Origin of the sequence: Sporosarcina siberiensis (assembly GCF_042681925.1) — a bacterium.
Classification (GTDB): Bacteria; Bacillota; Bacilli; order Bacillales_A; family Planococcaceae; genus Sporosarcina; species Sporosarcina siberiensis.
The window spans coordinates 111,855-136,010 of record NZ_JBHUGI010000035.1; the positions used below are offsets into that span (position 1 = coordinate 111,855).

The 24,156-nt window shown below is 39.0% G+C and carries 27 protein-coding genes; 6 read left to right on the forward strand and 21 right to left on the reverse strand.

Features of this window, described 5'->3' with window-relative positions:
• Nucleotides 1-522 carry a DUF2812 domain-containing protein gene (locus ACFSFY_RS16195; protein ID WP_381539856.1) on the reverse strand — a complete coding sequence of 174 codons (522 nt, stop codon included), beginning with the start codon at nt 520-522 and terminating at the stop codon, nt 1-3.
• On the reverse strand, nt 522-839 hold the full coding sequence (locus ACFSFY_RS16200) for a PadR family transcriptional regulator (protein ID WP_381539858.1): 318 nt from the start codon (nt 837-839) through the stop codon (nt 522-524). Before ACFSFY_RS16200 ends, ACFSFY_RS16195 begins: the two co-directional genes overlap by 1 nt.
• A 229-nt stretch (nt 840-1,068) precedes the next feature.
• On the opposite strand from ACFSFY_RS16200, the gene ACFSFY_RS16205 reads away from it, so the two are divergent.
• Entirely contained in the window at nt 1,069-1,467 is a 399-nt protein-coding gene (locus tag ACFSFY_RS16205) for a hypothetical protein (RefSeq protein WP_381539860.1), read from the forward strand.
• Nucleotides 1,467-3,572: an MMPL family transporter gene (locus tag ACFSFY_RS16210; protein WP_381539862.1), complete on the forward strand. Its 2,106-nt coding sequence runs from the start codon at nt 1,467-1,469 to the stop codon at nt 3,570-3,572. Before ACFSFY_RS16205 ends, ACFSFY_RS16210 begins: the two co-directional genes overlap by 1 nt.
• A gap of 158 nt (nt 3,573-3,730) precedes the next feature.
• Here the strand turns inward: ACFSFY_RS16210 and ACFSFY_RS16215 are convergent, their stop codons facing one another.
• The 14 genes from ACFSFY_RS16215 to ACFSFY_RS16280 all read right to left on the reverse strand — a co-directional run bounded on the left by ACFSFY_RS16215 (nt 3,731) and on the right by ACFSFY_RS16280 (nt 15,614).
• Nucleotides 3,731-4,453, reverse strand: a complete 723-nt coding sequence (locus tag ACFSFY_RS16215; RefSeq protein WP_381539864.1) for an ATP-binding cassette domain-containing protein — start codon at nt 4,451-4,453, stop codon at nt 3,731-3,733.
• A complete protein-coding gene (locus ACFSFY_RS16220) occupies nt 4,450-5,253 on the reverse strand; it encodes a hypothetical protein (RefSeq protein WP_381539866.1) in 804 nt (267 codons plus the stop codon). The genes ACFSFY_RS16215 and ACFSFY_RS16220 overlap by 4 nt, the downstream gene beginning before the upstream one ends.
• Complete coding sequence (locus ACFSFY_RS16225; protein WP_381539868.1) at nt 5,246-5,797, reverse strand: RNA polymerase sigma factor; 552 nt, start codon at nt 5,795-5,797, stop codon at nt 5,246-5,248. The genes ACFSFY_RS16220 and ACFSFY_RS16225 overlap by 8 nt, the downstream gene beginning before the upstream one ends.
• A 19-nt stretch (nt 5,798-5,816) precedes the next feature.
• Nucleotides 5,817-6,500 (reverse strand): hypothetical protein, encoded by a 684-nt coding sequence (locus tag ACFSFY_RS16230; protein ID WP_381539870.1) that lies wholly within the window; start codon nt 6,498-6,500, stop codon nt 5,817-5,819.
• Nucleotides 6,497-8,647: a hypothetical protein gene (locus ACFSFY_RS16235; protein ID WP_381539872.1), complete on the reverse strand. Its 2,151-nt coding sequence runs from the start codon at nt 8,645-8,647 to the stop codon at nt 6,497-6,499. The genes ACFSFY_RS16230 and ACFSFY_RS16235 overlap by 4 nt, the downstream gene beginning before the upstream one ends.
• On the reverse strand, nt 8,644-9,519 hold the full coding sequence (locus tag ACFSFY_RS16240) for an ABC transporter ATP-binding protein (RefSeq protein WP_381539874.1): 876 nt from the start codon (nt 9,517-9,519) through the stop codon (nt 8,644-8,646). The genes ACFSFY_RS16235 and ACFSFY_RS16240 overlap by 4 nt, the downstream gene beginning before the upstream one ends.
• Before the next feature lie 354 nt (nt 9,520-9,873).
• Nucleotides 9,874-10,962, reverse strand: a complete 1,089-nt coding sequence (locus ACFSFY_RS16245) for a sensor histidine kinase (RefSeq protein WP_381539876.1) — start codon at nt 10,960-10,962, stop codon at nt 9,874-9,876.
• Nucleotides 10,946-11,632, reverse strand: a complete 687-nt coding sequence (locus tag ACFSFY_RS16250) for a response regulator transcription factor (RefSeq protein WP_381539878.1) — start codon at nt 11,630-11,632, stop codon at nt 10,946-10,948. The genes ACFSFY_RS16245 and ACFSFY_RS16250 overlap by 17 nt, the downstream gene beginning before the upstream one ends.
• A gap of 39 nt (nt 11,633-11,671) precedes the next feature.
• Nucleotides 11,672-12,226: a TlpA disulfide reductase family protein gene (locus ACFSFY_RS16255; protein ID WP_381539880.1), complete on the reverse strand. Its 555-nt coding sequence runs from the start codon at nt 12,224-12,226 to the stop codon at nt 11,672-11,674.
• 18 nt (nt 12,227-12,244) lie between these two features.
• Complete coding sequence (locus ACFSFY_RS16260) at nt 12,245-13,003, reverse strand: cytochrome c biogenesis CcdA family protein (RefSeq protein ID WP_381539882.1); 759 nt, start codon at nt 13,001-13,003, stop codon at nt 12,245-12,247.
• Entirely contained in the window at nt 13,004-13,642 is a 639-nt protein-coding gene (locus tag ACFSFY_RS16265; protein WP_381539884.1) for a hypothetical protein, read from the reverse strand.
• A 740-nt stretch (nt 13,643-14,382) separates the two neighbouring features.
• Nucleotides 14,383-14,598, reverse strand: coding sequence for a tyrosine-type recombinase/integrase (locus tag ACFSFY_RS16270; RefSeq protein ID WP_381539886.1), 216 nt, complete (start codon nt 14,596-14,598; stop codon nt 14,383-14,385).
• Nucleotides 14,599-14,756: 158 nt separating this feature from the next.
• Nucleotides 14,757-14,927: a tyrosine-type recombinase/integrase gene (locus ACFSFY_RS16275; protein ID WP_381539926.1), complete on the reverse strand. Its 171-nt coding sequence runs from the start codon at nt 14,925-14,927 to the stop codon at nt 14,757-14,759.
• A 507-nt stretch (nt 14,928-15,434) separates the two neighbouring features.
• Entirely contained in the window at nt 15,435-15,614 is a 180-nt protein-coding gene (locus tag ACFSFY_RS16280) for a M24 family metallopeptidase (RefSeq protein WP_381539888.1), read from the reverse strand.
• 183 nt (nt 15,615-15,797) lie between these two features.
• Here ACFSFY_RS16280 and ACFSFY_RS16285 point away from each other — a divergent pair, with 183 nt between their 5' ends.
• From ACFSFY_RS16285 to ACFSFY_RS16295, 3 genes are all read left to right on the forward strand, one after another.
• Nucleotides 15,798-15,971: a hypothetical protein gene (locus ACFSFY_RS16285; protein WP_381539928.1), complete on the forward strand. Its 174-nt coding sequence runs from the start codon at nt 15,798-15,800 to the stop codon at nt 15,969-15,971.
• A 258-nt stretch (nt 15,972-16,229) separates the two neighbouring features.
• Nucleotides 16,230-18,545, forward strand: coding sequence for a hypothetical protein (locus tag ACFSFY_RS16290; RefSeq protein ID WP_381539890.1), 2,316 nt, complete (start codon nt 16,230-16,232; stop codon nt 18,543-18,545).
• A complete protein-coding gene (locus ACFSFY_RS16295; RefSeq protein WP_381539892.1) occupies nt 18,532-19,557 on the forward strand; it encodes an NAD(P)/FAD-dependent oxidoreductase in 1,026 nt (341 codons plus the stop codon). The genes ACFSFY_RS16290 and ACFSFY_RS16295 overlap by 14 nt, the downstream gene beginning before the upstream one ends.
• A gap of 122 nt (nt 19,558-19,679) precedes the next feature.
• On the opposite strand, the gene ACFSFY_RS16300 is transcribed toward ACFSFY_RS16295, so the two are convergent.
• The 3 genes from ACFSFY_RS16300 to groES all read right to left on the reverse strand — a co-directional run bounded on the left by ACFSFY_RS16300 (nt 19,680) and on the right by groES (nt 22,093).
• Nucleotides 19,680-19,883: a hypothetical protein gene (locus ACFSFY_RS16300; RefSeq protein ID WP_381539894.1), complete on the reverse strand. Its 204-nt coding sequence runs from the start codon at nt 19,881-19,883 to the stop codon at nt 19,680-19,682.
• A 234-nt stretch (nt 19,884-20,117) separates the two neighbouring features.
• A complete protein-coding gene (gene groL / locus ACFSFY_RS16305; RefSeq protein WP_381539896.1) occupies nt 20,118-21,752 on the reverse strand; it encodes a chaperonin GroEL in 1,635 nt (544 codons plus the stop codon).
• 56 nt (nt 21,753-21,808) lie between these two features.
• On the reverse strand, nt 21,809-22,093 hold the full coding sequence (gene groES / locus ACFSFY_RS16310) for a co-chaperone GroES (protein ID WP_381539898.1): 285 nt from the start codon (nt 22,091-22,093) through the stop codon (nt 21,809-21,811).
• Between the two features lie 184 nt (nt 22,094-22,277).
• On the opposite strand from groES, the gene ACFSFY_RS16315 reads away from it, so the two are divergent.
• Nucleotides 22,278-23,012, forward strand: coding sequence for a CPBP family intramembrane glutamic endopeptidase (locus tag ACFSFY_RS16315; RefSeq protein WP_381539900.1), 735 nt, complete (start codon nt 22,278-22,280; stop codon nt 23,010-23,012).
• Between the two features lie 44 nt (nt 23,013-23,056).
• Here ACFSFY_RS16315 and tatC read toward each other — a convergent pair whose 3' ends face one another.
• Nucleotides 23,057-23,863 carry a twin-arginine translocase subunit TatC gene (gene tatC, locus ACFSFY_RS16320; RefSeq protein WP_381539902.1) on the reverse strand — a complete coding sequence of 269 codons (807 nt, stop codon included), beginning with the start codon at nt 23,861-23,863 and terminating at the stop codon, nt 23,057-23,059.
• A gap of 26 nt (nt 23,864-23,889) precedes the next feature.
• Nucleotides 23,890-24,072: a twin-arginine translocase TatA/TatE family subunit gene (locus ACFSFY_RS16325; protein WP_381539904.1), complete on the reverse strand. Its 183-nt coding sequence runs from the start codon at nt 24,070-24,072 to the stop codon at nt 23,890-23,892.
• Nucleotides 24,073-24,156 lie beyond the last annotated feature (84 nt).

The following is a 24,156-nucleotide window of genomic DNA, read 5'->3' on the forward strand; positions in this document are numbered from 1 at the left end:
TTATTTTTTCAACCGATGATATACGGTGGCCAAATACGTCATAACGGAAGGAACCGCGAGAATGAGAGCACAATTGAAGAAAAACAGACTAACATTTTGAATCGATCCCGATGTGAATTTCATCAGTATCCCAAAAAGGATGGTTAAGCCAACAATAAGAACGGTAAATTTCTTCACCGGGATAGCCAAACGGTTGATTTTATCACGCGCAGACTCCGCATCACTGTATATCGGCACAGTCCCTTTATCCGCTTTGAAAATATGCATATTGTATTCCGAGCAAACAGGCGTCCAACCGCCTACGGTAAACATTTCAAAGTATTCATCTTTCTCGTCGGGCTCCAATAGACGATAGTCAATACTATAGATCAGATCTTCGCTTTCGCCTTTTTCAAACTCATAACCAGCACAACGAAATCGTTTTAGATGCCATCCTTCTAGCGATTTACGTCGTAATTTTTTCATGTCGGCCGCCTCTGTAAAAGCCAATCCACCCGACATCATATACTTTGTCTTTCCCATTATATACTCCCCCTTTCAAGCCCTTTTTCGGCTATCTCAATCATTACTTTGCGGCGTGCGATATCCGCCTCTAGCGTTTGCCTTCCCAAGTCTGTTAATACGTACACTTTCCGGCGGGAATCCGATTCATTGTGCAAAACGATCATCTGCTCCTTCAGCAGTTTCTTAATAATCGTATACAACGAAGCAGGACCAATCACGAATGCTCCTTTTGTCGTTTCTTCAACCAAACTCATCACGACATACCCATGTCGAGGCTCGGTAAGCAAAGCCATTATATAAAAAACAGAATCCGTCAATGGCTCAAATGATTTCAATCTGTTAACCTCCTCATGTATCGCTTTGTGATATACCTAATTATGTTATATCACAAAGTGATACATCATAGCAACATAAATCCTTCTGCTATAAATCAGCTTTCATAGATGCTTTTCTTTCACTACATACCCAATTAAACTTCCTCAGTCTTAACCTCTCGTTCATGTTGCGTTCATATTGGAGGTTTAAAGTAAGAGTATATTCAGAAATGAACAGGGGGAATAAAGCATGCAAGAAAAATGGAGTTTACGGCTTATTCGTATTGCGGCACTCTTTGGTTTGATTGGAACAGTATTAGGATCTCATATGGCGGGATCAGGTTCTTACGCATTCCGTCCAATTCACGCACATATTTTATTAGTCGGTTGGCTGTCGATGTTCGCATGGGGTGTGTTTTATCGCATCTATAAAGTACATGCGATAAAACTTGTGACTGCACACGGTTGGACGGCGATTATCGGTTCAATCGGACTTACAACAGGTATGTGGCTGCAATTTATGAAACCGTTTAGCGTGAATGAAACACTAGCACTTATCTTCTATATTATTGGAGGAACAATTTTACTCGTAAGTTTTGGACTATTCGTTATCATTACATTTTTAACTGACAAGGGAGGAAATAGATGATGGCCAAAGGAAAACGTATATGGTGGTTGTCTTTAAGTATTTGGATAGCATTAATGGTGATTCTATCGGGGTTTGCACCCGGAGCCAAGGAGTTCGTTCAAGCTAATAAAGACGCAGGGCTTCCTGCAGATGCCGAATCCATTATTGCGGATCGGCAGTTAGAGAAATACTTCCCTTCTGAGGGTGGTATGCCATTATTTGCAGTGTTTCATAATGAGGATGGATTAACGGAAGAAGATGTCCTCTCCTACGCAGCAGTGCTTGAATCGCTTGAAACGGAATCGTCTCATGGCGTTGTAGATGTCATTCCATTGACTGAACTAAAACCTGAACAACGTGCATCTTTTTTGGCTGAAAATGAAAAAACATTTTTTGTTCCCATTACATTGCCAAAAGGATTGGAAGGAAACGACTTACATGAACTTGTTGTCTCTATTAAAAGCGAGGTAGCGAAAAAGATTGACAGCGATGTAGAAGTATCGTGGACTGGGCCAGCAGGAATTGCGTCAGATGCAATTGAATTGTTCAGTCAAGCCGACGTTGTTTTATTATTGTCAACGGTCGGATTAATATTGGTCTTGTTACTGGTCATCTATAGATCGCCTTTACTAACACTTATTCCACTTATCGGTGCTGCAATTGTATACGCAGTCGTGGATCGAGTGATCGGTTTATCTGCTTCGTCAGGGCTATTTACAGCGGAAAGTCAAGCCCTGTCCATAATGACCATATTGCTATTTGCAGTCGTGACGGACTATTCCCTACTCATCTTTTCACGTTATCGTGAAGAATTGAAAAAGCATGAGTCGGTCAATGATGCCATGCGTGAAACAATGCGTCATGTTCGAGAACCAATATTTTTTAGTGGAAGTACAATCGTTCTCGGTATGGCAACGCTATTCTTCGCAATTTACGAGCCTTATCGTAACTTCGCACCTGTGTTTGCTATTGCAGCTGGAGCGATGTTGATTGCGGGACTAACGCTCTTGCCTGCACTCTTTGCATTGATTGGTCGAAAAGCATTTTGGCCAATAATCCCAAAATATGGGGACGAGACGATTGAAAAGAAGACGGTTTGGGGTAAAGTTGCAAATGTTGTGACGAAAAAACCGTTATTGTTCATGATTCCAATAATGCTTCTGCTTCTACTAGGTGCATGGAATGTTACAAACATTGACGAGTCGTATGATATGATCGAATCTTTCCCAGAAGACCTCTCATCTCGTATTGGTTATGATCATCTTGGGAAATCATTTTCGCAAGGAAGCTTAGCACCGGGCACACTATTGTTTGTTTCTGATGAAAAACTGGACATGGAAAAGCTCATGACGGTTGTAGAAGAAATTGAAAGTAAGACGGGTATTGATAAAGTAACCGTTCAAAGCAATCCGATTACGGAAGATGAAAAGAATGCAAAGTTCTCCGTAACGTTTACTGGAAATCCGTATAGTGTAAAAGCATTCGATACCGTACTTGAACTTCGTAGTGAAAGCAATGCACTGTTGAATGAAGCCGGCCTAGCCGATGCGCAGCTATTTATAGCAGGTGAAAGTGCCAAGAATGCAGATTTACGAGATATTAACAACCGAGATACATGGCTTGTAATGATTGCAATGACTGTGCTCATCACAATTATGCTCGGTTTGCAGACACGGTCCATTATTGCACCCATATACATGATGGGGACGATTTTATTGTCCTATGCTGCAACACTTGGGTTATCTATAGTTTTGTTTAAACTGATTCTCGATTTGGATACTCTCAGTTATCGAATTCCCCTCTATTCATTCGTGTTCCTCGTCGCTCTAGGGGTCGATTATTCGATAATGCTTATTGCGCGAATACGGGAAGAGATGAAAGTTTTACCTTTTGATGACGCGGTACGCCGCGGTGTTGAAAAGACAGGTGGCGTCATCAGTTCTGCCGGTCTAATCTTGGCTGCAACTTTCTTAGTACTGGCAACAATGCCTATTTACGAATTGAAGTTGTTCGGAATCATTATGGCAATCGGTATTTTGATTGACACATTCATCGTTCGCCCGCTATTAATTCCAGCGATTTTAATAGTGCTTGGTAAATGGAGTTTTTGGCCAAAGAAAATATAACGGACACTATTAAACACAAAAAAGACCTCCCATCGATTCCAACGAATCAATGAGAGGCCTTTTTTTATATTGTTTTATTCTCCATCAGGGACCATAAACTACTCAGTTAAATAATGATATGCATTTACTCATTCAATAACCCTTTAAAATGGAGCCCCTTACTTTTCAATATTCGTTAGTAAACTTTTCATTTCACTAAGTTCATCCACGCTATTGATATACGACAATTCCCCATTTTCCATATTTAAGATACTGACATCAATTGACCGCTCAATTTCTTCAACTAAATGTGTGCTAATGATTATGACACTATGAAATGAAAGTCTCTGAATTGCACGATTAAAAAAATGCTTTTCTTGCGTATCTAATCCTTCAAAGGGTTCATCCAAAATACAAATTCTTGGTTGATTAATAAGTGCTTGGATCAAGCCTACCTTTTGTCGCTCTCCACCTGAAAGGTTCCGTAGCTTTCTTCTTTTAAGTTCAACTAAATTTGCATCTGTTACCCATTCATTTAATAAGGATTTAATTAACTTATGGGGAATTCCCTTTTGGAAAGCCATATAAGTTAAATATCTTTCAATTGTCATTTCCGGATAACCCGTGAAATGCTGCGGCATAAAACCCACGACTTTCCTAACTTCTTCGGTACTTAGATGTTTACGATACGTCCCAACTTTTTTATCTCGTATTAATTTTGTATAGGTAATCGTTCCTTTATCCGGAATAATCGCAGTAGAAATAATTTTTAAGAGTTCACTTTTTCCTGCCCCATTATTCCCAATGACATACGTCACTCCAGTTTTAAATGAACAACTGATTCCGCTGAATACTTTCACTTTTTCTTTTGTAAATTCTATCTCGTCTAAGACAATCCTCATGTCAAATCCCTCATCTGATGGTTTTTCAATGCAACACTGCCAAGTAATAGAATAGAAATCCCCAAAACAATACTATTCATCAATAAGAATCCCTCATTTCCCGGCAACTGAAATAATGCAGCAGATAGAAGTTGCTTTTCAAAAAACGTTTGGCTAAACCAAACAATTAGAGCAAGTAATAGGCTAATCTTTTGGCCAAACCAAATTGTACTAACAAAGCCAATAACACCAAAAAACAAAACAGGGGTAAAGGAACCTAGCAAATAGTAAATGGAATTAGTTCCTCCCAGTATGACAAAGCTAAGCGGCAATGTAATCGCCAATTGTAAGACCATTACAATCATAAAACGCATAAACAACTGCGCAATCAGCGGGTAATAACTTAGTGTTTCAATGATTTGATTTCCCTCATTTTTAGTACGAAATGCATAGCTCATAACCGCAATCATAATGAGCGTACTTCCCTTTATCCACATTGTAAAACCAGCCACTTCACTTCCCGTATTTTGGCTAACCGTAAGCGTCAATAGGAACATAAGTATTCCTGTAAAAAGCCAACTTCGCGCACCGTGGAAATTCCACCCCGATAAAAATAAATTCATAACTTTCGATGACATTGTCTGCGAATCTTGATGTCTTTCTAATTCAATCCGTACATCAACTAGGCCAACTTCTTCTATACCTTTTATTTTTTGAATTAAATTAAGCGTCTGTTCTCTTGATGGTTCAGGGGCTGTAAATCGATCAAAACGGTCTTCCCATTCCTTTTCCAATCGCATTAGCTCTTTGTCTTCACTCATTTACTCCCGCCCCTTTCCGCTCATCTTCTATAACGATTCCCTCAAGTTGTTTGAGACCCCTTGAAATCCACGTTTTCACTGTGTTCAAAGGTATTTCCAAAGCCAGAGCAATTTCTGCATATGTTAATTCTTGATAAAACCGTAAATAAAGAACCATTCGATAATCTGGGGATAATTGATCTAAAGCGTCAATCATCCATTGACGTTCAAGCTGACGTTCGATTATATTATAGACTTTGCCTTGATCTTCTACGATTTCATCGGTGAAATATTCCCTTTTCGTAGAAGCCTTTCGCCAATAATCTTTACAACAATTTGACGCAATTTTATACATCCATGGTTTAAAGGAATCAGGAACAAAACCTTTTTGTCCTTGTTGATAAATTTTCATAAACGTATCTTGCACAATGTCCTCAGCCAGTTTTTCATCTTGTACTAATCGGTACACATACCCATACAGAGGTTTATGATACCGGAAAACAAGTGTATCTAATGCCGAGTCATTGCCATATGACAATTGGCGCATATACTCTTCATCCTGCATTCCCATTCCCCCTGTATTTCTAAGTTGTTTTTCGATTGAATTGGAGGATAGCTAGTCCAGTTAATAGTATGCCAATCATCATATAAAACAATCGATTGTAGAGTATCCAACGATTAATATCATCAAAAAAACCAGTTTCGCCATTCACGAACGTATAAACACTTCCATACTTAAGTAGTATCACATTTAAATTGCCTAAAAACGTTGCACCAAAGACGAAAAACACCCATATAATAATTCCTGCCAATAAACCACCAAGTGAATGATTGATCATCACTGTTCCTACAACTGCAAAGCCCGCAATTGCTATGTAAACCGGCATGGTAAATAAGAAACTTTGCCATGCGAAAGCCCCCATGATAGGCATCAAACTAACTGTCACAATAGCAAGCAAGCTTACGAAAACAAGCACTGAAAACAGCACCCTTTCCATAATAAATCGCCACCTAGAAATCGGATAGGTTACAACAAGACTATAAAATTTTGAATCCATATCAATCGAAAAACACCACTGCAAGATGAAAATGAACCAAATGGGTGCCGCCTTTTCATAAATTATGCTTGAAGCGTCTTCAATTGTATATGACCCGGAATTATATAACAAAACCCCAACGACCGGAATAAACAACATCATGACAATCGTATAAAATGACGTAAACCAAAGTTTTAAATAGAGGCGAAGACGAACCAACAAGCCCATCATTTTACAGTACTACTTTCATATAATTTCAAAGCATCTACCATATCAAATTCTTGCTGATCATCTAGTTGAACAACATATTGGAACAAATAGTTTAACACTTCATTAAACGCTTCTATTCCCTGCTCTTCATACCCATGTAACAAATTGACAAGTGAAAGACTTCGATCATCCATTAATCGATATTCACCATACCACTCTTTAAATTCCATCTCGTTGCCTAATTGCTTCAGCATTGTCCAGAGCATTGCATTAAATAAGAAATCGAAATCATCTTCTTGACTGTTTAACCTACTAGAAATTGAACTCATCCCCATCAATTCCTTCAAAACTTCATACGCAATTACATCATCTCTATCCTCTTCAAGATAGTCACTATTCAATGTTAAGAATCCGTGGCTCCTTGTATTATTCATAAGATAATAATGCTGAGTATCTAATAGATAAATAACTGATGGCGTCACAGAAACTTCCAGCCAATCTTCTGTAAAATCCCACAAGGGCTTATATCTTCCTATCAAGTCTTGAGCACCATTTAGAACTTCTGGATGACCAACGACCCGAATATCATCAATGATCATTTCCTTTAAATTTCCACCCATCAAAGACAATCCGTACTGAGAAGTTCCTTCATACACCCCGGCCTTCACCTCTGGAATTGTCAGCGCAAGTGGAATTTCACTGTTTTCATTTGAAATCGTAACTGAAAATGCCGTAGGAAAATCCTCTACAAGTTTGGCATTTCTTAATTCAAATTGCGTAAAGCGATTATTATGTTTTCTACCAATTACCAAGGAACGTTTTCCAATAAGGGGATACCAACCCGCTTCCTTCGGTAAAGAAACCCGGTTTTCTTGAATAAAAGCCAGTTCCGTATATGCGTCGTTACGATACTGTAAAACAGTTCCTTCATAATCTAAGTTAATGTTAAATTCTTCACCCGATTCAATCGGCTTGTCTAGCTCAACAACGATAAAATCATCCATACGCGAACAGGTAATTCCTATTTCACTTTTACAGACTGTTACGCTCAATCCGCTCACCAATGTCAGATACACTTCTTGAGTCGGCAGTTCACCATTGTTTTTAATTGTTAAATTACTTTGAACACTCATTTGATCATCATCTTTAAGTTTAACATCTAGATTGGTTGTTACCATCGAAAGTTCATACGGTTCATCATCCAAATTTTCATCATAATAGTCATTTTCCCACTTAAATAATTCAGTTTGCGTATCTCCTTCAAACTCCTTAGCATACCGATCGCCTGTGATGATAAATTGTTCATACGCACGCTCATACTGCATATAACTAAAGCCGCTCAACACTAACACGGGTATAAGCAGACCGACGATTACAACAGGAATCATCCGCTTCTCCCTATACTTCCTACGGTTCCGATGAAATAGCAAAAGAGTTACAAGCAATACAACAATTCCAAACAGGAAAACAATACCTTGATGTAAAATGGTAGGTTCAAATACGCGATCAATTCCCCATATCCCTTCAAATGGAGACTGAATAAACATATAATCGAAAGGCGTTAATAGGTGCAACTTCGGATTATCGTAATCTGCAGCCACACCTGTATAATCAAAAGGCAAACCTAATGTTAATACCAGAAATGTTGGAATAAAGAGATAAGAAAATACATTCCTTACCATACTCCCAAACAAAAAGCCGAGCGAAACAAGTAAGAAGAATGCACCTTCCATCTGGATGAACACATAAAAAGCATTTTGAGCCACTTCACCAAAAGCCATCTTCCCACCGAAAAACCACCCGACTTGAATGAGCAATGTAATGAGTGTAATACAAAGTCCATACAACTGAGCAACCACCCATTTCCCAGTAATCCACTCAACATTCGTCACCCTATAAGTTACTACCAAATGTTCAAATTCACTTTCCCGATCTTTCCCGGCCATATAAACCGAAAACAAGCCAACGATCAATAAATTTAGTAACAACATCCACATAAATCCGTTATAAAAAACAGCAGCCCGGACCTCAAAATGAATGGCTTCCATTTCATATGCAATAACAATATAGCTCCAACAAAGCACATTAATTAATAAAGGTATTGCTAAAAACTTATTACGCAACAATAACAAACTCTCCGTACGAACAATCGTTTTCAACCTACTCATTTAATCACCCCATTGATAACCGCCATATAACCGTCTTCAATCGTTGGCTGAACAGTAATTGCTCGCCCATCTGGAGAACCGCTCGCGATTAAACGAAAAACGACACTATCCTTTTCTTTTCTGCTTGATATAATGGCATGTTTTTTTTCAATATCGTCATATTCCGTGTAAGGGACAGATAACTCCCAGACAAAATTGAGTGCGATTTCAGCTAACGCCACAGTCGTACCCTGAAAAAGAACCTTCCCGTTATTCAAGACCGCCACTTTTTCACAGCTCGATTCAATATCACTAATAATATGCGTAGATAAAATAATCGTATAATTTTTACTTAATTTTGTAATTAGATTCCGGAATCGAATGCGTTCGGATGGATCAAGTCCAGCCGTTGGTTCATCGAGAATGATTAATTTTGGATTACCAATCAATGCTTGTGCAATTCCAAGCCGCCTCTTCATGCCGCCCGAATAACTCTTCACTCTTTTATTGGCTTGTGGTTGAAGATTTACCTCTTCCAAAAGCCTTTCAACTTGATCCGTTCGCTCTTTTTTATCGGTGAGACCTTTCATCGAAGCGACATAATGCATAAATTCTCTCCCCGTAAATTGGCCTGGTGCATGGAAATGTTGTGGCAAATAACCTAGAAGCTCCCGAACCTTATCCCCTTCTTTTGAAAGATCAAAATCGTATATGGTGACTTGTCCATCCTTCCATGGAAGAATCGTGCTTAATATTTTCATTAACGTAGTCTTCCCTGCACCATTCGGTCCAAGTAACCCAAACAATCCGGTATCTATTTGAAGGTCAATATCTTTTAACACTTCAACCTTTCGATAAGACTTACTTAATCCTTCTATTTTTATCGTAGACATTCATTTTCTCTCCCCTATAACGTTCTTCTACACCTTACACGAATAGGTTATGGGGAATGTTTCATAATTTATTAAATAAATGATATATAGTTTGGTTTCAGTCGATTTATTAAAAGAGGTGATGAAAAATCACTGCTTATAGTACGAAGAAAAACAAAAAAGGCTTCTCAATAGTTTGGTTAACTAATGGGAAGCCTTGCTTTATAATGAAAAAAGTTATTTATTCGCAATCAAATATTCCCTTGTGAAATCAGAAACAGATAGCTGAAATTATGTAGGTTCCGCTATCTGTTTTCCAAACTCCAAAAAATATAGAGAGCGTACTATTACTTATTCAGTTTCTATTTCACTTAATTATCTGGGTAGCAAAATCCAAAACGTATTACTAGTGTCCGTCGTTTCAATTCCTATCTCACCTTGATGCTGGCGTTCTACAATTTCCTTCGAAATAGCAAGTCCTAATCCCGAACCACCCGTCAAACGACTACGAGAAGAATCGAGACGGTAGAACCTATTAAAGACATTTTCTCTTTCATTCTCTGGTATAGGCATACTAGGTCCTGTTATGGATATATAATACTCTTTTCCTTGTTTTTCACCTTTTAATGAAATCGGCCCGAGTCCATCATAATAACGAATGGCATTTTCCAACAAGTTACTGATGGCTTGTTGGATTCCTTCAACGTTAATATATAACTCACATGATTCAACTTCTATTTCTATAGGTATATGATCATGCTTCCAAGGTCTATCAAACATTGCAACACACTGAGTTAGTAAATCTTCTATCTCATATGTATCTTTTTTAACAATCAATTGGGTGGACAAGTAATCCCATTCCTTTACTTGTTCAAGTTGCTCGATCATTTGCGACAAGCGGCTTGATTCCTGATGAAGGGATGCAAATAATGTTTTTTCGCCAATGATATCACCGTCTTTTAATCCTTGCAGATAGCCACTCAAGTTGGATAAAGGAGTCCTGATCTCGTGGGATAAGTCAGAGATAAGATTTTTCCGCTGTTCTTCATTCGTTTGTAACTGTGCAATCAGACCATTATATTGTATAACCAATTGGCCAATTTCATCTTTTCTGTACACTTTTACTGGTTCAGGATAATGTCCGAGCCTCATTTGCTCAGTTGACTGAATCAGATTTCGGATTGGTTTGATTAAGTATTTTATTAAATGAAAATGCAGTAAACTTCCGATAAAAACAGATGCAATAATGAATATCCATAAATATCTTAGAAGTGTACTGTTAAATTGCTGCTGGCGTAACGCATCTAAATTACCCACCCCTGCTGCCAGATAACAGGCTGTATTATACATAGCCCATCCACTGATTGCAGTCGCAGTCACAATAACTAAAATATTTAAGAAAGTTAATCGCCAAAGAAATCCCACGGGTATTAAAGTCGTGAAAAATTTATTTATTCGCGACAAATTTATACCCCATTCCCCTAACAGTTTGGATTCTTTCGGGTTTCGATGGATGATTTTCAACTTTTTCGCGAAGTTTCTTAATATGCGCATCAATGGTTCTCTCCATCACCGTATGTTCTCCGTATGGATATATTTGCAACATAAGCTGTTCTCGGGACAAAACGATATTTGGATTCTGCATAAAGTAGTGAAGGAGACTAAATTCATACTTCGTTAATTTAATACGTGCACCATAAAGTAAAACTTCACCTTTTTTCGGCATAATACAAAGTCCTTCAACTACAATCTTCTGACAAAATAATCCTGTACGACGTAATACTGCTTCTACTTGTGCGATAAGTTCCTTTGGATCAAAGGGCTTTGTCATATATGCATCCGCACCTTGATTTAACCCTGAAATTCTATCGTCAATCCTCGCTTTAGCTGAAAGCATAATAACCGAAACACTATTTTGCTCCTGTTCACGAAGCCATTCATAAAACTCTTCGCCGCTTACTTTTGGAAGCATTAAATCCAATATGATCAAACAGGGTTGATGTTCCAGATAAACTGTTTTTGCCTCTTCGCCATCACTTGCTTCCACAACTTCATAACCATTTTTCTTCAAATATATTAAAATTAATTCTCGAATCATTTTATCATCTTCCACAACCATAATCGTTTGTTTCACAATAATCACCCCACTACTAGTTTACACGCCGGAAGGGACCTATTGCATCATTTCAAATTCCTGTACCATGAAGTCATAATTCAAGGCTCCCATCACTACGGATTGAATCCGCCCCTTCGAATCAATCATAAATGATGTTGGATAGGCCACAATTTGAAACTGGTTTGATACAGCAGACTTTTCATCCAAGGGAATTGTAAAAGTAAGTTCCAGCTCATCTATAAACTTTTGAACATTATCTGGATTCGATTCTGTTTCAAGTAAATTCACAGCTAACACCTGCACATCCTTGTTTTTTTGAAATTTTTCCATATCAGGCATTTCGGCACGACATGGCGGGCACCATGTTGCCCAGAAATTTAGCATGACTCGTTGTCCTTTATAATCTGACAATTTCACGGTCTTACCATCTAGTGTCTTAAGTTCAAAATCTGGAGCTAATTGACCTTTACCAATTCCTATTTCATTAGATTCGGTAGAAGTTTCATTCTCAGATGTTTTTACGTTATCTTCTCCATCAGTTGAAATTACGAATTCATACACTGCCCAACCAAGCATACCGACTACAATTAAAATAAGTAATACTTTTTTCATTTATAATTAACCCCTTTTTCATCCTAATTTTTCGAACCATGTATCTTGCACTAATTTAAGTAGAAATTCGGTGATACGTGGCATTTGACCGGTAAATAAAATCAGGCCCATAAGAATCATAATCACGGCACCAAATTTCATAATTACTTGACTGTGACGAACAATCCATTTCGTTGATCCCAGATAAAAGGTCAGGATGAAAAATGGCAATGCGAACCCAATAACATACATTACTGTGTACAAAATACCTTGAGTCGGGTTACTTGCCGCTAAAAATAAAATGGATCCGAAAATTGGACCTATACACGGCGTCCATCCAGCTGCAAACCCCATACCCACAAAAAAAGTACCAAAATAGCCAACAGGTCTTTTTGAAGACTGGAAACGCTTTTCTTTCATTAACGTCGTAACGTTGATCCAACCTCCAACAAAGAGCCCCATAAATATAATGAATACTCCAGCTAAACGTTGGATGAGTAATCCAGAATCACCAACTAATAAATTTTGAAGCCATTGCCCCAAAAATGAAGCCCCAACACCTAAACTAATAAATACAAGTGATATTCCTAATAGAAAGAATGTAGAATGGCTTAATAATTTACTACGAATTTTGACGTCATGGTTTCCTTGTAATTCTTTTACACTGATACCTGTGATGTACGATAAATAGGCAGGAAAAATCGGTAGCACACAAGGCGATAAAAAAGATAATGCACCCGCGCCTAATGCCAAAAACATTCCCACCACTAACATCGTCTCTGCTTCAATTCCACCCAATTACGACACCTTCTTCCTTTGTAAAATGATAACCGCCAAAGAATACACTAAAATTAATCCCAAAAACAACGGAGAAATTGTATAGCCAAATACCATGATAAACGGCATAATAAACGCCAATCCTATAGTTCCTAGAGTCCAACCAATTAACATGAGGATATTTACTTTATAGATTGTGATTCGTTCACGTATGACTACGATTGCAACAATAAGAACTGCAAGCAAACCCATGTACCTGATTGAATATGTATTATTACTCCATACAATTTGAATGAATTCATACACAAACGAGGATAGTAAAAACACATGAATAAATGAATTTAAAAAAGGTACAAGATCAACTTTTTTCCGCTTGGACTTCATGCCAATCGTTAATACGCTAAACAACACGGCTAAGTAAAACGCATACGAATTACTTGGATAGGCTAAGATCGTCAATGGTTCTTTTATAAAGACAGAAAAATTTAAAAGAACTTTTCCAATCCACATAAAAATAACAAAGTTTATGAGCTGTGATACTATTTCTTCCATGTATATCTTCTTTTTTGATAAATCGCTTAGTAAATAAAAAGAGAGGAATCCCACACCCCAACTTATAATTATTATAGCGATTGAAGCTTGTGCACTTACCATTACCACAGCTGTCTCCCCTCGGTTCAAAATCTCTCAACTTTCATATTACTAAAGCTATATGAAGATTTGACGAAAATTGAAGTTCATTCAATTAATTGTCCAATATTCATTCATAAATATTATGTAATACGGAGACAAAAAAATGCCCTTCGCATAATTTTACGAAGGACAATTTTTTTTAAATCGGAGGTTTACCATCTCACTCTTTCTTGCAAACAAAAAACGTCAACTCTGATAAAAGAGTTGACGTTTCTTTAAGTTTAGACGAATGACTTACATCATGCCGCCCATCACTCAACGGTATAAATAGGAGGATATATGCCTAAATTTAGCCCTAGATGTAAGGATTCCATGTTTATGCTATTCCTATGTTTACATGGCACAAATAAATAAAGTGGTCAAAAAAGTGGTCAGTTCGTGTTCAGATCATCCAACTATAATGATTTGGCGACAGATAAAAATTAATAACGTCTTAAGCCCCAACAGTTGTTATCTTGTATACTTAGTGAACCTCTACCTCGACAAGGTAGAAGTCGGCGGTTCGAGCCCGTCTGGGACCATACAGTATCAATCTCATAAGAAGACCGTCTTAACGCGGTCCGTCTTAACCACGAGACCTTATCGGCACGACGCCATAGGTCTTTTTTATGACTTTTTATTAGACTATGTCCGCAGTTGATTTTGTAATCTTATTTTCATCCCCTAATAATCATCATTTTTAATAGCATTGTGAAAAACATCCGCTATTAAAAATGGGAATTAGGAAATAAATGTGCATAAAACTCTAACGTAATCCTAGGATTTGCGTGACCTAGTCGATCCGATATTTTAACGATATCTACCCCCTCCGCTATAAGGATAGATGCATGCGTGTGTCGAATCTCATGAAATCGAATCGGTTTCACATTGGCTTTTTTAAAAATTCTCTTCATCACCCGGACTAAATTCCGAGGACATTGCATCGTACCTGTATTCGTACAAATAACTTAGTCTTGATTCTGAAACAATTCACCCGTAAGATTTCTCCATTCATTCTGTTTATTTCTATGTGCCTTTAATGCTTCTGCAACAAATTCGGGAATGTCAATTTGACGTTTAGAACTTTTAGTTTTTGGCGTTGTTAGAACAAAGCGCTTTGCGGAACATAAGCTAGGGATCTGTTTACTTGAATGACTTCTTTATCGAAATCAATATCACTCCATTTTAAGCCAAGTATTTCCCACCTTCTCATCCCTGTATAAATTGCCAATAAGAATGTCAAATAATGGTGTTCCCCATCGCAAGCCTTCATCAAATGTATCAAATGCTTAGCCAAGCTTTTATTCAGGCTTTAAGGTGGGGAAAAATATCGAAGAATCCGTTAACCAATGCAGATCCAGCGTTCATACGTGCGCACACTAATGTTTAGTTCGGTACACGCCTTAGCCTAATCGCGCACCGTTTAGATTCGCTTCTTGGATAAGTTCTACCGCAAGTTCGCGATCTGACGAGATAATCATTCGTCCCCGTGGTCCCCTAGATGGCTCGGGCCTTTTTCTTAATAGTAATAAAGCCACAGCCTCTGCCAACGCTTTTTTTTATACGTAAATCTTTTTCAATCTCTGATGTACGTCTTTTTTCATCCTTTAGCTCCTTAGAAAGCCGTTTGGTTTGATTCAGTTCCCAGCGTTCGCGTTCAGACAAACAGAGCGCCATGCGTCAATCTGTTCTTTTTAAAAACCTTTTTTTCAGCAATATTCTGCAAGATCTACGACCACCATCTATAATTAAATTATAATAGGAGAGTTCTATACGGCAACTAGCCTAACAGAGGGGGCATATCTACTAGATCAGTAGGAAATATTGTAAGCACTTCATAGCCATCCTTGGTTACACGGATGGCTATGAAGTGTCGATATTCGCCTACCCCCTCAATATAGATACCTGGCTCAATCGTAATAACCATATTCTTCTCTAATATTTCGTTGCTACCTTGCAACGATGTTGCTTAATAATATAATTTGATCAAATCGATACTAATAACCTTGATAAATGAATAAAATGAAGAAGCTTGTTTTGTAAAAGGATTGAACAAAACAAGCTTTTAATGTATTCCATTGAAGCATTCTTTTATAAAAAAGATCCATCATTTCTGTGACCTTCTTCCATTAAAGCATCGCATATTACTAAGCTCAATCCACGTGATTTCGGGTCTGCCGAGTTTAATCGAACGAAAATGATTCTTCGAAGGGGCATTCCTTATGGGAAGCCCTTCGAGCTGGCACCGGACCAGGAAAGAGGATTATTGTTCATGTCCTACCAAACAAGCATTGAAAACCTGTTCGAGTTCATGTAACAGTCTTGGGCCAATAATCCCAATTTTCCGTCGGAAGGAGACAGCGAAGATCCCATTGCGGGGCAAAAAGGCTATGACGATCAAAAATATTCATTCAAATTACCGAAGAAGGGTAAGAGCTTAAATTTCATTCAGGAATGAGTAACGATGACAGGAGGCACGTACTTTTTCCAGCCATCTATCAGCACTCTTACTAACAAACTTACAATATAACCCATAGTGCACAAACAAGTAAAAATGAAGAAAGGATGCAGAATAATGTCTTTGATTGAACAAGTGAGACAAATATGTACTCGACTTGCGCTACATGGCTGGAGAAATTTGTTTCTTCAACATGGTATAGATATTACTACCGCAGACTTAAAACAGGAACTCCTCAAAAATATTCAAGCAAAAATCAATCGAAAATTGAAGGGTTTCGAAGATTTTTCCCTTGAAGGAACAAGAGGAATTGAGCCGGGGCATCCCGCTCGAAGCTTATTTTATCATTCCTTAGCTTCCCCAAACGTTGTGACCGGTGTGGGCGGTTTAGAATTAACTTCCTTTCCCACATTAGGGGAACTTGAAATAGTAGAAAACTATGTTTACGGTATCACTCCCCCTTCTCTATCTGAGATTCGTAGCCGTGTAGGAAGAAATGAGGACTTAGCGATTGTCGTCTTTTCTTCCGAATATCGTCCTGCACCAGAAACGGTCCACCGCAAACACGCAGATTTAAGTTTCTCGCGTACAGGAGTCGCCAGGGTCGGAACAACCGAACCACTCTATTCTCCTAAAAATCGAGGGTTTCTTCCTAATGTCAAAGATGATGATTTTGCCTTTCGGGTCTTGCCCGCTCGTTACTCGGTTTATATAGCAGTTCAACGCAAAGGAAATGAAAACGAATTTGGACCTATCTCTAGAAGTGAAGTGCAAAGGAAAAGCGATATGAAAAGATTGTTTTGGATCCCCCTCCATAAACTATTCAGCGGAACAGAGTGTATCAGTGAATTTAATTTAAATGTGAGTCTTGAAGCACACCATGTTAATGAAAAGTTGCGACGTATTCACCTTGAACTTGGTAAGGACGCAGGTTGGTCTGAGCCACACATCAGCCAATCCCCTTTTTTCTTTAAAGAGGGAATTGCAAAGATGTCCGATAAACATGAATTCGGCACAAATGTACTTGTACCAGTTCCGCATCCTTTAATTGAGGTGGCACGATACAAAGGCAAAACGCTCACATTCAAGGTTCCTAAAAACCCTAAGCTTTTTTCTTCCAGCCTAAAAATAAGCGCTGTTAACGGTGCCCGTCGAGCGCCTGAATATGTTCATATTCGCCATAAAATGAAAAATGGGAAAATTATAGATCTCAATGAAAAGAGTTCTTTAATGGAAGAACTTAAAGAAGGAGGGTACGATGCGGTTCACTATATTGACTACACCGCAGATGGGTGGATAAAGGCGATATGTCCGGAATTATCTTTTACATTTCTTAGCAATCATCCGGCTTACTCGTTGGTAACCGCACCGGACTTTTTTCCTCACTGCGACCAAAGCGAAGTGATGGATTGGTGGCATCAGTCTGTTCCAAAGGCATTAAGAGGAGAAATTTGGCGACGAGGCGGTCCTGCAGCATTATCCGATACTCGCAGGGCTGCAAATCTCGAATTAAAAACGGAGACGTTGATTGGAAGCAATACAATCAAAAAATCCGTCTTTAATAGCCAAGATGATTCAATGACAGCAATCGTGTCCTCACCTTATAAGATTCCTCCGCAAGATACAAAGTATGGTAAAGTACCGGAAACAACTCGGCACTCCAACTTGCCGGCTGCGGCAGCTGGAGTATTTGCGCCTGGTTGGGATGTAAGCTTTGATCGCACCCAAGAGGGTACAGGAAGCGAATCGGTAAAATTTCTTGCTGCTTACGGACTTGGCAGTCCTTTTCCTGAAGATACTAAATTGTGTGCAGCCCTAAGTACTTTTTGGCCAGCTGTTGCTCCTGATGCAGCAAGGACTTTTGGTCCCGTAAATCAGACCCGATTCTATCCTACAGTGAGCCCTCTGACCGATGAAGAGATTGGTCAAGTGGGAAATCTCCCTTGGGATGGAGTTTCCGGGCCCCAACAGAAAGAAGGTCAAAAAGTCATCGAATATACCTCATTTGATTACGTAGATTATGTAAATAATACATTATTTAAAAGTTTCAGTTTGAGGCTAACTAGTCGAATCGATATTAGAGAATATCAGGCTAGACTTTCAACGATGGCACATGTCTACGCTGCATTGGGTATCGCTCATGATAAGAAATCAAATTGGGGTGTTCTGTCATTTCGTGAAGTTAATCTATCTGATGAAGAATTGCAAATGGCACAGAAAAGTACCCATTTATTGATTTTTCCAGCTGCAACACCTAGGGGTACTGTGTATCGATTTGAAATGTATCTCAGAGGAAAAACATCGCCTGCCGGAAATGATTTCCGGAAAGTTCATGTTAAAATCAATGAAAAAGTAACCCTCTTCGTTAACGGAGTAAAGATTTTAATTAAACGTGAAGACAGTGATTGGGTAGTACAAAATGTCAATTTCTAATCCGGACATAATCATTATTGGCAGTGGACCTGCGGGCACGGCTGCCGCTATTTTGTGCGCACTTAACGGTTTACGGGTAGTTATTATTGAGGAGAAGGAGTTTCCTCGCGATCGCCCTGGGGAAACACTTCATCCTGGAATTGAACCTCTTTTGCAGCAATTGGGTGTCACAGAAGAATTTGGTAAAGCGGGATTCCTACGACATGAGGGAATTTGGGTGCAATGGGAGGGAAAGCGCCACTTCGTCCCATTCGGTTCAGACGAGTCTGGACAATGGCTGGGTTTTCAAGCGTGGCGCGCCGATTTTGACTCGATTCTACTCAATCGAGCCATCTTGTTAGGTGTCGACGTGCGTCAACCTTGCCGTGCTTTACGCCCAATTGTTACTCATAACCGTGTTTCAGGAGCAGTAACTTCTGATGGCGAGCTTCAATCTTCATTTCTAATCGATGCGACAGGTAGGCGACAATGGCTAGCTCAGAAATTGAATATGAAAATCAATACCTACTCTCCCCGTCTTATTGCCCGATTCGGTTATGCAACAGGAACATGTCCCGTGCGAGATGCATCGCCAGCTATTGTAGCACACAACCATGGATGGATTTGGACTGCCAGAGTGCGTCCAAATGTGTACCAATGGACGCAATTATCTTTTGACAATGTAGCATTGAAAAGCGGTTGGATTCCTGAAGAATTCCAAGGACTGAAACCTATGGGTAAACTGAAGGGCGCTGATGTTACATGGCGAGCAATCAGCCAACCTGGGGGACCTGGTTACTTTTTAGTTGGTGATGCTGCCGCTGTACTAGACCCCGCTTCTTCCCATGGTGTCCTCAAAGCTATCATGTCAGGGATGATGGCGGCACACTCAATTGCACAAATCATGAATACGGGGCAAAAAGAGGACAATATAATTCTTGGATACTGCAAATGGATCCACAATTGGTTTGAGCATGATGTGGAAAAATTAAAGCAGCTCTACACCCTTCTTCCAAGTTTCCGGGGATTCTAAATGAGTTTGGGTTACTGAACATATCACTTGTGTAAAAAAGACAACGTATAATAAAACCCCGATCAAGTCCCGTAACGGAGAATCGGGGTTTTGATTTAATTCTTATCGCCATTGGACTGCATCTATGTTTCAGCCTGTCTCCCTATGACTGTATTCAACGCATCGACCGAGGGCTGGAAATAATACTCTCCGCCTGTGGGGATAACAAATTCCTTCATGATACCCATGAATATATTCGGCGCATACGTGAAACTGCGGACCCTCTTTCCACTACTTTCAACACCGTTTTGTCCAATGATCGGGTCCTCCTGGTTTCGGGCAAACATCGCAGTCCTTCTTTATCTCTGGGGAGTTAGCGATATAAATACCACTATGAACATCTATGCACATATGACAAAAAACATGAAAGAAAAGGTCTTTCATCAGTTTAGTAAACTGATGAAAGACCTTCTTTAAAATATGTCATATGCATTTTTTTATATAATGAAGTGGTCAGAAAGTGGTCATACTTTGTATTTCAAACAACGAACCTCTTATACATCAAGGGTTCAAGGTTCTTCTTACATCATGCCACCCATTCCACCCATATCCGGCATTCCGCCGCCGCCCATAGGGTTATCCTGTGGCTTGTTCGCTACAACTGCTTCTGTAGTCAAGAACATAGCTGCAACAGATGCTGCGTTTTGAAGTGCATAGCGTGTTACTTTCGTTGGGTCAACGATACCAGCATCCATCATATTTACCCAAGTTCCTTCTGCTGCGTCGAAACCAATACCAACTTCTTCGCGCTTCAGACGGTCTACAACGATAGATCCTTCAAGACCTGCGTTGTTTGCAATTTGACGAACTGGCTCTTCAAGTGCACGAAGAACAATTTTAACACCAGTTGCAACGTCACCTTCAGTTGTTTCCAGAAGTTCAGCAACCTTATTGTATACGTTTACTAGTGCAGTTCCACCACCAGAAACGATACCTTCTTCAACTGCAGCACGTGTTGAGTTAAGTGCATCTTCAATACGAAGTTTACGCTCTTTCAATTCCGTTTCTGTAGCTGCTCCAACTTTAATAACTGCAACGCCACCTGCAAGTTTCGCAAGACGCTCTTGTAATTTCTCTTTATCGAATTCAGAAGAAGACTCTTCAAGCTGCGTACGAATCTGATTTACACGTCCCGCAATTTTGTCTTTATCTCCAGCACCTTCAACAATTGTAGTGTTATCTTTCGTTACAACTACTTTCGCTGCACGGCCAAGCTGAGAAATATCCGTAGTCTTAAGATCAAGTCCTAAGTCCTCTGTAATCACTTCTCCGCCTGTAAGTGTTGCAATGTCTTCAAGCATTGCTTTACGACGATCACCGAAGCCAGGTGCCTTAACAGCAACTGCGTTGAATGTACCACGAAGCTTGTTTACAACAAGTGTTGCAAGAGCTTCCCCTTCAACGTCTTCAGCAATCATTAAGAGTGGCTTACCTTGTTGAACAACTTGCTCAAGCATTGGAAGGATATCCTGAATGCTTGTGATCTTTTTATCTGTAATTAAAATATACGGATTTTCAAGAACAGCTTCCATTTTGTCTGTATCTGTCGCCATATAAGCAGATGCATATCCACGATCGAATTGCATTCCTTCTACAACGTCAAGTTCAGTTGTGAACCCTTTTGACTCTTCAAGTGTAATTACACCGTCATTGCCAACGCGCTCCATTGCTTCTGCTATAAGTGCTCCAACTTCTTCGTCTCCAGAGGAAATTGCTGCAACTTGTGCAATCGATTCTTTTCCTTCGATTTCTTTAGATATTTCGCCCAAACCTGCAACCGCAACTGCAACTGCTTTTTCAATTCCTTTACGAATTCCAACTGGGTTGGCACCTGCAGTAACGTTCTTCAAGCCTTCTTGGATCATTGCTTGTGCAAGAACTGTAGCAGTTGTCGTTCCATCTCCTGCAATGTCATTCGTTTTTGAAGCAACTTCTGCAACTAGTTTTGCACCCATGTTTTCAAATGCATCTTCTAGTTCAATTTCACGTGCAATCGTTACACCATCATTAGTAATAAGTGGTGAACCGAATGATTTTTCAAGAACAACGTTACGTCCTTTTGGTCCAAGCGTTACTTTAACAGCATCCGCAAGTACGTTTACCCCACGAAGCATTGCTCCGCGTGCATCTTCATTAAATTTAATATCTTTAGCCATTTATAAATTCCCTCCTGATTTTAAAATAAGTTATCATTTAATCGTTTACTTCGATATTAACCAATAACAGCTAAAACGTCAGTTTCACGTAGGATTAAATATTCATTACCTTCATATTTAACTTCAGTTCCGGAATATTTAGCGAAAATAATACGATCGCCTTCTTTAACTTCTAGTTCAACGCGTTGTCCGTTATCTAAAACACGCCCGGATCCTGCTGCGATTACTTTTCCTTCTTGTGGCTTTTCTTGTGCAGAGTCTGGTAATACGATACCGCTTGATGTTTTCTCTACAGCTTCGATTAGTTCAATTACAATACGGTCACCTAATGGTTTCAACAATTGAAACAACCTCCTCAAGATAATATATACATTTTTAGCACTCATCTGACTGGAGTGCTAACACATTCTTATCATAAAGAATATTCTCTTACATTGCAAGTAAAATACTCTCACACTCTTCTCTTTGCATATCTACTTAAAAACAGATAAAATTACGTCAGTGTGATACGAAAGGATGGAAACTTTGAAAAACTGGAAAACGTATACATACCTTATAATTACGTACCTCCTAATGCATGTAGGAAGTATCTTTCTGAGCAAATACCTATTCGAAAGTTTTCCTTGGGATGCAAGTTTCACCAAAACCGATAAAATTTATAGAGCAAGTGCATGGGCATTATTTAGTACAAATGCTGTTGCCGCGATTGTTTTCTTTTTCATCATTTATCCAAAGAAAAAATTCTTTCAAGTATTTAAAGGTAAAAAGGTTTCTGTAGGCAAAGCAATTATTTGGGGATTCTTCGGATTTCTATTGGCACTTGCTGGACAGATTATTGCAGGGAGTATTGAAAGTGCGTTTGGGGTTAAACCCGGATCCGAAAACACAGCACTTCTTGCCGATATCGCCAAAGTATCACCAATCATCATTTTCTCGATTGTCCTATTTGCACCACTTCTTGAAGAGATTATTTTCAGAAGGGTTCTATTCGGTGGACTTTATCAGAAAACGAACTTCATTGTTGCTGCTGTACTAAGTGCTCTCGTATTCGCTGCAGTACATGGTGAACTTCAGCACATACTTATATATTCGGCACCCGCACTCGTTTTCTCCTTTATTTATTACAAAACAAAAAGATTACTTGCACCCATTACGGCACATCTCCTCATGAATGGATTCGTTACAATTCTTCAGTTGTACCAAGAGAGGCTTCTTAAATGGGCAGAACTGAAAACAGCATTTAGTTTCTTTATCAATTAAAAAAAGATCTTCCTTCCGGTAAAATTCTCCGGTGGGAAGATCTTTTAATTTTCTTCTGATTGTTGTTTTTGTTCTTGTTCCTCAATTTGACGCTGTTGTTCTGATTTTAAGAATTTACGATAGCCAAAGCGTGATATAAAAATACTTACTTCATACAAGAGGAACAATGGAACTGTAACGAATAAATGAGAAACGATATCCGGCGGTGTAATGAAAGCCGCAATTACAAAAAGGACAAAATATGCGTATTTGCGAATTTTGACGAGTGTTGTCGGATTTACTATTCCGAGCCTTGTCAAAAACAGCATTACAACCGGCAATTGAAACACAATACCAAACGGAATCATGATTTGAAATAAAAACGTGAAATAATCATTAATACCAATGGTCATTGTAATGCCGAGTTCCCCAGATAAATTCATCATAAATTTCATGACATACGGCAATAAGACAAAATATGAAAATGCTATGCCGGCAACAAAAAGTAGAAATGTAAACGGAATATAATTCCTCGTCGCACGTCGCTCAATTTCATGTAATCCCGGTGAAACAAATGACCATAATTGGTACATAATCACCGGTGAAATGAAAACAATAGATATAAATATGATTACTTTCAAATAAATCATAATCGGATCGAGGATCGCGAAGGAATGCAACGGGTTGTCCCCAACTTGACCAATTACCGTCTGTTGAATTTCGTTGGTATATTGAAGTTGTAAAAACTTAATGACCGGTTTTGCAAGAAAGAAACTTCCGGTGACAGCAACAGCAAAGAAAACGACAATAACCATCAGCCGTTTTCTAATTTCATCTATATGTTCGACTACAGTTAAATTTTTCTCTTCCATTGGGGCAGACATCCTTACTGACATCCTTACTTCAGTTCTTTTGGTTCTTCTATCTTCTTAATATCATCATCTTCAACAAGACCTTTTGTTGCGTTTTTAAATTCTCGCAGTGAAGAACCGAATGCCTTCCCGATTTCAGGGAGCTTCTTCGGACCGAAGACAAGCAATGCGATAATACCGATAATTATCCAACTAACTGGACCTGGCATCTCGGACACCTCCTTAATTCTCGAAGAACTTAATTTCATTCTTCTTAGTACTTTCTATTTTACATGAAAAAAGCTCATATTGCT